General features: G+C 36.4%; 11 protein-coding genes and 1 tRNA gene. 4 read left to right on the top strand and 8 right to left on the bottom strand.

The window, feature by feature from the left end; all coding sequences use genetic code 11:
- Nucleotides 1–392 precede the first annotated feature (392 nt).
- The 8 genes from AC23L6_RS05150 to tpx all read right to left on the bottom strand — a co-directional run bounded on the left by AC23L6_RS05150 (nt 393) and on the right by tpx (nt 8,473).
- Nucleotides 393–776 carry an HU family DNA-binding protein gene (locus tag AC23L6_RS05150; protein WP_487561095.1) on the bottom strand — a complete coding sequence of 128 codons (384 nt, stop codon included), beginning with the start codon at nt 774–776 and terminating at the stop codon, nt 393–395.
- A gap of 754 nt (nt 777–1,530) precedes the next feature.
- Nucleotides 1,531–1,615 (bottom strand) — tRNA-Ser (locus tag AC23L6_RS05145).
- A gap of 157 nt (nt 1,616–1,772) precedes the next feature.
- Complete coding sequence (ribB, locus tag AC23L6_RS05140) at nt 1,773–2,906, bottom strand: 3,4-dihydroxy-2-butanone-4-phosphate synthase (protein ID WP_487561096.1); 1,134 nt, start codon at nt 2,904–2,906, stop codon at nt 1,773–1,775.
- 8 nt (nt 2,907–2,914) lie between these two features.
- On the bottom strand, nt 2,915–4,348 hold the full coding sequence (locus AC23L6_RS05135) for an LptF/LptG family permease (RefSeq protein WP_487561097.1): 1,434 nt from the start codon (nt 4,346–4,348) through the stop codon (nt 2,915–2,917).
- Nucleotides 4,349–4,354: 6 nt separating this feature from the next.
- Nucleotides 4,355–5,002 carry an outer membrane lipoprotein periplasmic chaperone LolA1 gene (gene lolA1 / locus AC23L6_RS05130; RefSeq protein WP_487561244.1) on the bottom strand — a complete coding sequence of 216 codons (648 nt, stop codon included), beginning with the start codon at nt 5,000–5,002 and terminating at the stop codon, nt 4,355–4,357.
- A gap of 70 nt (nt 5,003–5,072) precedes the next feature.
- Nucleotides 5,073–7,541: a DNA translocase FtsK gene (locus AC23L6_RS05125; protein ID WP_487561098.1), complete on the bottom strand. Its 2,469-nt coding sequence runs from the start codon at nt 7,539–7,541 to the stop codon at nt 5,073–5,075.
- A gap of 46 nt (nt 7,542–7,587) precedes the next feature.
- Nucleotides 7,588–7,965, bottom strand: a complete 378-nt coding sequence (locus AC23L6_RS05120; protein WP_487561099.1) for a diacylglycerol kinase family protein — start codon at nt 7,963–7,965, stop codon at nt 7,588–7,590.
- A 10-nt stretch (nt 7,966–7,975) separates the two neighbouring features.
- On the bottom strand, nt 7,976–8,473 hold the full coding sequence (gene tpx, locus AC23L6_RS05115; RefSeq protein ID WP_487561100.1) for a thiol peroxidase: 498 nt from the start codon (nt 8,471–8,473) through the stop codon (nt 7,976–7,978).
- A 163-nt stretch (nt 8,474–8,636) separates the two neighbouring features.
- Here tpx and AC23L6_RS05110 point away from each other — a divergent pair, with 163 nt between their 5' ends.
- The 4 genes from AC23L6_RS05110 (at nt 8,637) to arsB (ending at nt 11,187) form a co-directional block, all read left to right on the top strand.
- Nucleotides 8,637–8,960, top strand: a complete 324-nt coding sequence (locus AC23L6_RS05110; RefSeq protein WP_487561101.1) for an ArsR/SmtB family transcription factor — start codon at nt 8,637–8,639, stop codon at nt 8,958–8,960.
- A 16-nt stretch (nt 8,961–8,976) separates the two neighbouring features.
- Nucleotides 8,977–9,450 carry a DUF6428 family protein gene (locus tag AC23L6_RS05105; RefSeq protein WP_487561102.1) on the top strand — a complete coding sequence of 158 codons (474 nt, stop codon included), beginning with the start codon at nt 8,977–8,979 and terminating at the stop codon, nt 9,448–9,450.
- A gap of 15 nt (nt 9,451–9,465) precedes the next feature.
- Nucleotides 9,466–10,074 (top strand): arsenate-mycothiol transferase ArsC, encoded by a 609-nt coding sequence (locus AC23L6_RS05100; protein WP_487561103.1) that lies wholly within the window; start codon nt 9,466–9,468, stop codon nt 10,072–10,074.
- A gap of 81 nt (nt 10,075–10,155) precedes the next feature.
- A complete protein-coding gene (arsB, locus tag AC23L6_RS05095) occupies nt 10,156–11,187 on the top strand; it encodes an ACR3 family arsenite efflux transporter (RefSeq protein ID WP_487561104.1) in 1,032 nt (343 codons plus the stop codon).
- Nucleotides 11,188–11,201 lie beyond the last annotated feature (14 nt).

The following is an 11,201-nucleotide window of genomic DNA, read 5'->3' as shown; positions in this document are numbered from 1 at the left end:
AAAAATTTGCTCAAAAAACGGGGTTCTAGCCGGTGTTTTTGAGCTTTTTTTATGGTTTTTAGTTCGTTTTTTTTCTTTTTTTTACCACATAGAACTGTCTTATGACAGGCAGGAACATAGTTTTTTTTTACGGATTAGGCGCTTTGCTTGAGTTAAAAAACATAGAAATCTTAGATAATTAGGCAGTTTTCATTTCTTTAGGGGCTTCTTTTCAGTTTGTCCTGACCGCGTTTTTGTTTCGTCAGGACGAGTTTATCGGTTCGTCAGGACGAAACAAAAGTTTTATCGGGACGAATTGACGAAATTTTTCGTTAATAATAGGGCAAAAAAAGACCCCGAGCACTGGAATACTCGAGGTCTTACAATAAATACTTGCTAGTATTTACGGGGTTCTAGCCTGCTTTTCGGAAAGAGACACTTTCCAACATGCTGCGTAATCTTTTTCCGGGACGGAACAAGATACGACTTTTGGTAATGGCACTAGCGGTTACTTCTGCGGCAGTATCTTTGCCTTCAGAACTCACGCCAACTTGAAAATTTCCAAGTCTGCCTAATTTCACAATTCTACCTTCACCCAGTTCGCTAATGATGTTGTGCTCTAAAGACAGCAACACCGCATAGCAATCGGATTCGGTAACTGTGCATTGATAGGAAATCAGCTCTGCGAGCTTATCCAAATCAACATCGCCATCTGCAACAGCAGCGGCATAAAACTTCTCAGGAGCTACCATGTCCTGAGGGTTTTTTCTCGGTAGCACTTTGTACTTTACACTCATGATTTTATAGTGTTAAGTTAAACAAAAAAATATTTGACTTAGTACACACCGGCACCGATGTGCCTAACTTTCAGTACAAAGATTAATATTTATGCGCGAAAAAGAAAGCCAAACTTATTCACAATCGACTGTAGTTTTTAACAAATGATAGCATTCTCAATATTTTTCTATTTTATTTATAATCGCCTGTAATACAAGTTATTGAAGGCTATATTTTTTGTAATATACCTTAAAATATGGGTATTTTTTAAAATTAGTATTTTGTATTTGATGTTGCGGAGATAATGGAATTTCCAGAGTCAATTTCAGTGGGTTAGGAAAGGCGAGGCGGGAGTACTTGCGTTGTTACCCGAGGGGGGAGCCTTGTAGAAGTAAAGATTCTTTGTTTTCAGGGTAGAGTTTGTATACTATTGAGGGGATAGTTGCAGGAAAAGCAAGTTTTCCTGCGGGAGGTGGAGGGATTACTATCGTGTTCCCCGAGGGGACACGAGCGTTAGTGACTGGCGAAGCAAACCTGGGCAAAAGATTTGAGATTAAGAGGAGGAATGCCAGTGGCATTCAGGTACACGAACTTTAGTTCGTAATAAAGTAGGGATTAACTACGTTGTTCCCCGTGGGGGGAACCTGGGCAAAAGAAAACCCAAATGCCTTTTGCAAAGGCATAGGTTTTTTATTTTCTAGCCACTTACAAAAGCGAGCTTTTGACGCGGCCAGAAAATAAAAAACCCGAAACTTGCGTTTCGGGTTTTTTTCGCGGAAGAAGAGGGATTCGAACCCCCGGACCTGTTACAGTCAACAGTTTTCAAGACTGCCGCAATCGACCACTCTGCCATTCTTCCAAAAAGTCGATGCCTACTTGCGTATTGCGGTTGCAAATATAGCAACCTTTTTTTGTTTTGCAAACACAAATAGTATAAAAATCAACTTATTTTTAGTCCGCTATTTTAAATCTTTCATTCTCTATTACTTACCCTCAAAAAAAGAGTCCAACCGTCTTTAATAAGGCACGTATTCTGTGATTTCTAGACCATAACCTATCATTCCCACACGTTTCGTATGCTCCGTATTAGACACCAATCGAATCTTGGAAATATCCAAATCGTGCAAGATTTGCGCACCAATACCAAAATCTTTACTGTCAATAACAATCTTAGGGGCTTTGAGAACGCCTTGTGCTTGTAAGGATTTAAGTTCGCAGATACGGTTCAGCAAATTTACCGACTGCATGTCCTGATTGATAAATATCACCGCACCCTGACCTTGCTCATTGATAATTTTGAAGATATTATCCAATTGCTGGTCGGCATTATTAGTGAGCGTACCCAACAAGTCATTATTCACTTGTGAAGAGTTCACTCGGGTTAAAACAGGCTCTCCCAAGTTCCAAGTGCCTTTGGTGAGCGCAATATGAATTTGCTTGTTGGTTGTTTGCTCATAAGCACGCAATCGAAACGTACCAAAACGAGTCACCACATCAAAATCTTCTTTCTTCACAATCAAACTGTCGTGCTGCATCCTGTAAGCAACCAAGTCTTCTATGGAAACCAGTTTCAAATCAAACTTTTTGGCGACTTCTACCAGTTGAGGCAAGCGTGCCATAGTACCGTCCTCATTCATAATCTCTACAATCACACCAGCGGGTTTAAATCCAGCCAATCGGGCAAAATCAATCGCCGCCTCAGTATGTCCTGTACGTCTCAAAACGCCTCCTTGTTTCGCCACAAGCGGGAAAATATGACCAGGACGAGCCAAATCATAGGATTTCGTATTCGAGTCTACAAGAGAAAGAATAGTTTTAGCACGGTCTGAAGCTGAAATACCAGTAGTCACGCCATGGCCTTTCAAATCCACCGAAACCGTAAAGGCCGTTTCCATGTGGTCGGTATTGTTGGTCACCATTTCTCTCAAGTCCAATTCCTTACAACGGCTTTCGGTCAAAGGAGCGCATATCAGCCCTCTTCCGTGCGTTGCCATGAAATTAATCATCTCAGGAGTCACTTTCTCTGCAGCAGCAAGAAAATCACCTTCATTCTCTCTATCTTCATCGTCTACAACAATAATAATCTTGCCCTGACGAATGTCTTCGATAGCTTCTTCTATGGTATTGAGTTGTAGGGAATCGATTCGCATGGGAGACTTTAATTTTGAGTTGGAAATATCTTTTTATATAATTTTTGGAAAGGCAATAGAATGACATCCATATTAATCAATCCAATATCATTGGTCGCTCTATAGGTCAATAAAATAGCCAGTGGACTTAAAATCAAGGACGCCATCCAGCAGCCCAAAAACGGACTCAACTCATCCTGCTGTGCTACTTTTTTACTAAAGGTATTGATAAAATGGTAAACAATGAAAATTAAAACCGCAAAGACTATCGGAAGTCCTAAGCCTCCTTTTCTAATAATAGCCCCTAGAGGAGCGCCTATAAAGAACATCAGCAAACAAGCAAAGGCAATAACAAACTTGTCGTAGAGTGCAATCCAATGGCTGTTAATGACTTTGCGTTTATTTTCCAATTCCATTTTGGAGGCGTCAATAGTATAGCTGGAGTTAATGAGACTGTTAGCAGCAATTTTTAGTATTTCTTGTTGCTCAGTAGGATTGAAATTAGACAACAAGTCTGCTTTCAATTTTTTTGGTGGTGTTTTTGCAAAGCCCATAATACGATTGTTCATTCCTGAGCGTTGGTAGATATTATCTGAAAGCGAAATAATATTCTTTTTATAATCGGTATTGAGTGAATCGATGGTGTAACGAAGTTCGTTTAAATTCAGCATCGTATTGGTATTGGTAATCTTGTAATCTTGCTCTTCCGAGTTATTGAGTTTGGTTAAATCAATATTGATAATGTATTTCTTAAAAGAGCTTTTGGCAAATGGCAGGTTCTTTCTTTTCTCATAATCCTTGGGCATCAGGTCTTCATAGTAATAGCCATCGTTAAGCACCAATTGGAGTATATTTGAATCTTCACTACTAATCAATTCCCCTGTCTTGGCTTTGATCACATTTTTGCTACCGTCATAGTTGTTCGATTTTTTATGAATGGTAACACCAGTGAGCTGATTGCCATTTTCGCCCGACTTTTTCTCCACTTTGATATTAAAGGCGCCAATATCATTGAATTGTTTTTCAGCTATAGCCATGGCGGGTTTCATTTGCGCAATATCTTTCCTAAAGTTAATGAATTTGTATTCTGCAAAAGGGATAACATTATTGGCAAAAAAGAAAGAAGCCAAACTTAAAAGCAGAATAAAAAAAGTTAAAAATTTAATGGCACGTTGTAAGGAAATCCCTGCCGATTTCATGGCGGCAAACTCATAGTTTTCTGCCAAGTCTCCAAAAGTCATAATAGAAGCTAATAGCACCGATAGAGGCAATACTAACGGAAACAAGCTAGGCATTTTAAACAACAAGAATTTAACAATCAGGATAACATCTAAATCCTTACCTGCCAATTCTGAAATGAAGAGCCAAACCGTTTGAAGTATGAATATAAAAAAAAGGATTACAAATACCGAGGTAAATGTAATCGCAAAGGTTTTTAAAATGTATTTGTCTAGAATCTTCACGTACAACTAATCTAACTTATTGATGTAGTATTTTGGATATTTACTGGCTTCAAAGGTAAATTGATTTTTTGACAATGGTTGATTCGTTTTAAAAGAATTTACAGTTAAGGTAGTCTTGGTACCATTTTTACCAATTTCTATTAAGTTGTAAATGTTTTTCGTTTGGTTGTCTATCCCTAAAAGAATTTCTTTTCGTTGGTCTTTAGGGTTAGTAGGAGTGAGCTTGATGTATTGTATTTTTCTGCCTTTGATATCTTGCAAAATATCCCAATTGAATTTGTAGCCCGAATTGAAAAAGGTCAACAGCTTGTTAGGAGTAATAGAATTGTCATCCTTTTCATTGAATTTAGAAATTGTAATTTCCTCATCCTCAGGATTGATGGTATAGGTTTTTTTGCCATCAAAAAGCTTGGTAACGCCCATCAAGTTCAAAGTAAATAGATTGCCCTTCATTACTACATTCCCTTTGCTTTCTTGATTGATGTTTTCTTTAGAATTATTCAAAGTGTACTTAAAATCAATAACAATGTTGTCATAGGTTTTGATTTTGGCAGTCACCTGATCCAATAGGTCTTTGGCCTTCTTATCTTGGGCGTGAGCAAAATGACTAAATACAAGCAATGCAAGGATGTAAAAGCTTTTAGACAGTCTCATGAGCGGAGTAGTTCTTGGGGTAGTAGCTGTTCTATTGTTGGTATTCAAATCAATAGTAGTCGATTTCATTTTACAAATTGTTTAGTTCATTGTTAAAAAAATGATCTAGAGAATTTAAATCTGCAATGTTTACATTTCGTGCCTTGCTTCCTTCAAATGGGCCTACTATTCCAGCAGCCTCCAATTGGTCGATGAGCCTTCCCGCACGGTTGTAGCCTAATTTGAGCTTTCGTTGCAACAACGATGCCGAACCTTGTTGGGCAGTAACAATAATTTCTGCAGCTTCTCTAAATAAAGAATCTCTTTCGGAAATATCCATATCAAGATTGATGCCACTTTCTTCACCAATAAACTCAGGAAGTAAATAGGCATCCGGATATGCCTTTTGTGAACCTATAAATTCAGTAATCTTTTCTACCTCTGGGGTATCAATAAAGGCACATTGCACACGAACCACATCGTTGCCATTAGTATAAAGTAAATCTCCGCGACCAATCAACTGGTCTGCACCTTGAGTATCGAGAATGGTTCTAGAGTCTATTTTAGAAGTTACTCTAAAAGCAATTCGAGCAGGGAAATTGGCTTTAATCAATCCCGTAATTACATTTACAGATGGACGCTGTGTAGCGATAATCAAATGAATACCAATAGCACGAGCCAATTGTGCCAAACGAGCTATAGGAGTTTCTACTTCTTTACCAGCGGTCATAATCAAATCGGCAAACTCATCGACTACCAATACGATGTACGGTAAAAATCGGTGCCCGTTTTCTGGATTTAATTTTCTGGATTTGAATTTGTCATTGTACTCTTTAATGTTGCGCACCATGGCATCCTTAAGCAAAGAATAGCGGTTGTCCATTTCAACGCAAAGCGAATTTAAGGTATTGATTACCTTGGTGTTATCAGTAATTATCGCATCTCCAGAATCAGGTAGTTTTGCCAAATAGTGACGTTCGATTTTATTGAACAAAGTCAATTCTACTTTCTTAGGGTCGACCAATACAAACTTTACTTCAGCAGGATGTTTTTTATACAACAGCGAAGTCAGTACCGCATTTAATCCTACTGATTTTCCTTGTCCTGTTGCACCTGCCATCAATAAGTGCGGCATCTTAGCCAAATCGACTACGAAGGTTTCATTGGAAATGGTTTTTCCTAAAGCCACTGGCAATTCCATTTCAGCTTCCTGAAATTTAGCAGAGCCAATCACACTTTTCATAGAAACCATGGTTGGGTTTTTATTAGGAACCTCAATACCAATAGTACCTTTCCCTGGGATAGGAGCAATGATACGAATCCCCAATGCCGATAGAGAAAGCGCAATATCGTCCTCTAAACTTTTAATTTTAGAGATACGAATGCCCGCTTCAGGTACAATTTCATACAAGGTTACTGATGGTCCTACAGTAGCTTTGATTTGGGCGATTTCTATCTTATAATTGCGAAGGGTTTCAACAATATTATTCTTATTCTCTTCTAATTCTTCCTGATTGATGGTAATACCCCCATTGGAATATTCTTTCAGCATGTCTAGGGTAGGAAACTTGTAGTTGGATAAATCCAATTTAGGGTCAAACAAACCAAAGTCAGCAACCAAACGTGAGGCAACATTTTCTTCAACAATATCTTCTTCTATGGCTTTTTCGATAACAAAAGCTTCGTCGCTGGTAGGAATGATGTGTTTGATAGGTTCGTTGTCATGATGCTCTACATGAATTGGAACAACTTTTTTTAGTGTAGGGTCCAAATTAATTTCAGAGGCGTTTTGTATGGTGGGCTTCAAACTTTCCTTGTCGATTTCAAATTTGGATGGACTTTTTAGCTCAGGTTCTTCCTCATCGGTTTCTTCTTCGTCTTTTACCGCAAATTCTTCAAGGTTGTAATCGCTTGATGCCATTGAGTTTTTTATGGAATCTAAATCGTTCTTGATTTCTCTTTTGTTCTTTTCAAAAAAGGATTTGATAGCCTCTGGAGAAATTTTTATTTTAAAAATCAAATAGATAACAATACCCAAAACCAATAACAAGGAAGTTCCAATTTTACCGATGTAGTCTTGAAAAAACAAGTTCATTTCATAACCTATGGTTCCTCCCAATTCGGGTAGGGAGGACCAAAAGAAACCAAATGAAATGGATAACAATACGATAAAGAACAAATCCCAGAACCAAATATTTTTTAGTTTTTTCAATGAAATGTCTAGGGCAATGAATGCTCCAGTGAGGAAAAATAGTTTGGTGAACAAGAAAGAAGCAGCTCCGAAACCTCTGTAGATAAAAATGTCAGCTAGGAAAGCACCAAATTTTCCTAACCAGTTTTGTACTGTTTCACTTCTGTTAGTCAATTCTAAAACGGCACTTTGGTCTTCTTGTCCATGAATAAAAAAAGAAATAAAAGCCACAAACAATGCAATAGAAAATAACATAAACAAGCTGCCTATAAGCATTTTATGCTGTCTGCTCACTTTCCATTTTTTTTTCTGCTCAGTAGCATCCACTGTTTTCTTATCGTTTGAAGTAGTCTTCGTTGTTTTTGCCATTCTTGTTGTTGAAATAGATACTATAGAAATAGGGATTCAATTTGTATTACAAAATCTTTGGGATATAAATGATAGCACCAATGCTTATGGCTGTCATTGCGGCAAAAAATACGGCGCCTGCTGCTATATCCTTAATGAAGCCAATCTTTTCATGAAATTCGGGATGAATAAAATCGGCTATTTTTTCCACAGCGGTATTCAATCCTTCAATACCAAGGACTAAACCTATGGCAAGGGTTTGGATAAGCCATTCTTCATGCGAAATATGAAAATAAAAGCCAGCTATAATCATTAAGACTCCAATGGAACTTTGAACCATTACACTGTGCTCCGTGGTAATGAGTTTGTAAGCACCTTTTAGAGCAAACCCAATGCTTTTAAACCGTCCTGTCAGAAAAGTGGTGTCTCTTTCAAATTCTCCCATGCTGTTCTAACTAAAGTGCAGCCAAAGCCGATTCGTAATCTGGTTCATTTCCAATTTCGGGAACTTGTTCGGTATATTTTATAATTCCATTTTCATCTATAACAATAATTACCCTAGACAGTAATCCATTAAAGATACCGTCAATAAGCTCTAAACCATATTCTTTTCCAAAAGCACCTGTTCTGAAATCAGACAGACTGATTACATTTTCCAATCCTTCTGCACCACAAAATTTCTTAAGTGTAAAAGGCAAATCTCTTGAAATACACAAAACTTTGGTATTTTCTAACGAACTGGCTTTGGCGTTAAAAGTTCTCACCGATGTAGAACAAATTCCAGTTTCTATACTTGGAAAAATGTTCAAGATTAATTTAGAACCAGCAAAATCAGATAAATGAGTTAGTTCTAACTCAGTGTTAACCAATGAAAAGTCTATTGCTTTTGTTCCCACTTTTGGTAACTCACCATTGGTATGCGTTGGATTTCCTCCTATTGTAATTGATGTCATAATTTTAAATTTTTAAGCCTCAAAAGTAGTAAAAATATATTTAGGTTTTTAGTGTTCTGAATTAGGTTTTTTTGAATGCTATAGATTTTAAAATTTAACGAAAATAGTTTGCATACTAATATTGAATTATCGTAATATTGCAATATAATAATTAATATAAAAAATGGGAGCATCAAAAACAGATTCTTTTTCAGAAAAGCAGAATGAGTTGGCTACACTTTTTAAGGCATTATCGCATCCAGCAAGAGTAGCGATTATAGAGTATTTACTTTCGGTTGACAGTTGTATTTGTGGCGATATTGTTAATGTCTTGCCTCTGGCTCAGCCAACAGTGTCTCAGCATTTAAAGGAATTAAAAAACGCCAATATTATTAAAGGAAATATCGAAGGTACTGCCATTTGTTATTGCATCAATGAGGCTACTTTGAAGAAATTCGAAGACTATTTCTCATCTATTTCTTCCGGCTTACAATCAAAATGTTGTTAATTTAATTCGCATAATTATGAAACTTTCAGAATTTAAAAACAGACTAGAGCATGTAACTACTTTTACTATTCAATTACCCAATGGGGAGCTTATACCACCTCATTTTCACATTACAGAAATGGGATTGTTAACTAAAAATTTTATCGATTGTGGTAATACTGTTCGTGAGGAAAAACTAATTACATTCCAAGTTTGGTTTGCGGGCGATACAGACCATCGTTTGACTACTGACAAGGTTTTTAAAATCATAAATGTTTCCAAAAAGTTGATAGAGGATGATGATTTAGAGTTAGAAGTTGAGTATCAAACGGAGTATACTATCGGGAAATTTGGATTGGATTTTGCCAACGGAATTTTCGTTTTAACATCGAAAGAAACTACATGTTTAGCCCAAGATCATTGCGGAATTCCAGCAGATAAAATGAAAGTTAAAATAGGAGAGTGGAAAGAAAAAGTTTCTTGTTGTTCACCTGAAAGCAAATGTTGTTAATTGAAAATAAGGGATATGTTTGCTACGTTATCAAATACAATTCACCACGATTTAATCTTAATTACTTCCGAAGAAAGAAAAGTAGTGCTACACTCTTTGATTGATTACATTCAAAACAAAGTAAATGGTAATGAAGAAATTCGTTTGAATTTTATTTGTACACACAATTCTCGGCGAAGTCATCTGTCTCAAATTTGGGCACAAACGATGGCGTTTCATTTTGGAATTAAAAATGTTTTTTGCTATTCAGGAGGTACAGAAGCCACAGCAATGTTTCCGAAAGTGGGAGAAACCCTAGTCAAACAAGGATTTCAAATTCAGAAACTATCTGAAACTAATAATCCAGTTTATGCAGTAAAATATACTGAAAATCAGCATCCTATTGTTTGTTTTTCTAAAACGTATTTCGATGATTTTAATCCGAAAAGTAAGTTTGGCGCTATTATGACTTGCAATAATGCCGATGAAGGTTGTCCAATGGTTTTTGGTGCCGAAGCGAGGTTTCCTATAAAATACGACGACCCAAAAGCTTTTGACGGTACGGATGTAATGAACGAAAAATATGCTGAAAGAAGTTTACAAATAGCCTCTGAAATGTATTATGTATTTTCTCAAATTAAATAAGTATCAATCGTAATCGCAATATCAATTATAATTTCAATGGACATGCAAATCTTATACACTTAATATCTTAATGGTTTAAAAATGAAAAAAAGATTAGGCTTTTTAGACCGATTTCTTACACTTTGGATATTTCTAGCTATGTTAATTGGCGTTTCAATAGGTTATTATATTCCAAACTCTTCTAGATTTATCAATTCCTTTTCATCAGGCACCACAAATATGCCGTTAGCTATTGGATTAATTTTGATGATGTATCCACCATTGACTAAAATAGATTTTTCTGTAATTCCTAAGATAGTTCAAAAAACAAAATTATTGGTTGCATCGTTTTTTATTACCTGGATTGTTGGTCCATTTTTAATGTTTGTATTGGCGACCTATTTCTTAAAAGACTATCCAGAATACATGACTGGTTTAATCATTATTGGTATTGCTCCTTGTATTGCAATGGTAATTGTTTGGAACGAATTAGCCGAAGGCAATAGAGAGCTCACAGCAGGATTAATAGGTATCAACAGTTTGTTGCAGGTATTTTTTTTCAGTTGGTATGCCTATTTTTATTTGGCTGTCATGCTACCTTTGTTTGGTATAAAAGGTTTAGAATTGAACATTACAATTTCTGAAATAGCTCAAACCGTTGGTATTTATCTAGGAATTCCATTTGCTTTAGCTGTTGTAAGTCGTTTTTTAATTAGGAAATACATAGGCGAAACCTGGTTCAATCAAAAATTTATTCCGTTTGTTTCCCCAATTACGTTGATAGCTTTATTATTTACCATTGTTGTTATGTTTAGCTTAAAAGGGGAAATGATAGTAGATTTACCATTAGATGTTTTGCAAATTGCTATTCCACTTGTGATTTTTTTCGGTATAATGTTTTTCTTGATGTTTTTTGTTTCAAAGAAGATAGGTGCCAATTATAGAGATGCATTAGCCTTATCATTTACGGCTTCTGGAAATAATTTTGAGTTGGCTATTGCAGTTTCAATTGGCGTTTTCGGAATAAATAGTGGTCAGGCTTTTGCTGGTGTTGTAGGACCCTTGGTAGAAGTTCCTGCCCTGATTACGCTGGTAAATGTCGCTTTTTGGCTTAGAAAAAAATATTTCCATTAGTTTTTTATTTGAAT

It is taken from the genome of Flavobacterium sp. R1_16 (assembly GCF_057652095.1).
The sequence above is the reverse complement of the archived record's forward strand: the minus strand, read 5'-3'. Positions and strand labels throughout refer to the sequence as shown.

Excerpts from the sequence above, each read along its gene's own strand:
- AC23L6_RS05150 (WP_487561095.1), bottom strand. The coding sequence starts at position 776 with ATGAGTGTAAAGTACAAAGTGCTACCGAGAAAAAACCCTCAGGACATG.
- ribB (WP_487561096.1), bottom strand. The coding sequence starts at position 2,906 with ATGCGAATCGATTCCCTACAACTCAATACCATAGAAGAAGCTATCGAA.
- lolA1 (WP_487561244.1), bottom strand. The coding sequence starts at position 5,002 with ATGAGACTGTCTAAAAGCTTTTACATCCTTGCATTGCTTGTATTTAGT.
- AC23L6_RS05125 (WP_487561098.1), bottom strand. The coding sequence starts at position 7,541 with ATGGCAAAAACAACGAAGACTACTTCAAACGATAAGAAAACAGTGGAT.
- AC23L6_RS05120 (WP_487561099.1), bottom strand. The coding sequence starts at position 7,965 with ATGGGAGAATTTGAAAGAGACACCACTTTTCTGACAGGACGGTTTAAA.
- tpx (WP_487561100.1), bottom strand. The coding sequence starts at position 8,473 with ATGACATCAATTACAATAGGAGGAAATCCAACGCATACCAATGGTGAG.
- AC23L6_RS05110 (WP_487561101.1), top strand. The coding sequence starts at position 8,637 with ATGGGAGCATCAAAAACAGATTCTTTTTCAGAAAAGCAGAATGAGTTG.
- AC23L6_RS05105 (WP_487561102.1), top strand. The coding sequence starts at position 8,977 with ATGAAACTTTCAGAATTTAAAAACAGACTAGAGCATGTAACTACTTTT.
- AC23L6_RS05100 (WP_487561103.1), top strand. The coding sequence starts at position 9,466 with ATGTTTGCTACGTTATCAAATACAATTCACCACGATTTAATCTTAATT.
- arsB (WP_487561104.1), top strand. The coding sequence starts at position 10,156 with ATGAAAAAAAGATTAGGCTTTTTAGACCGATTTCTTACACTTTGGATA.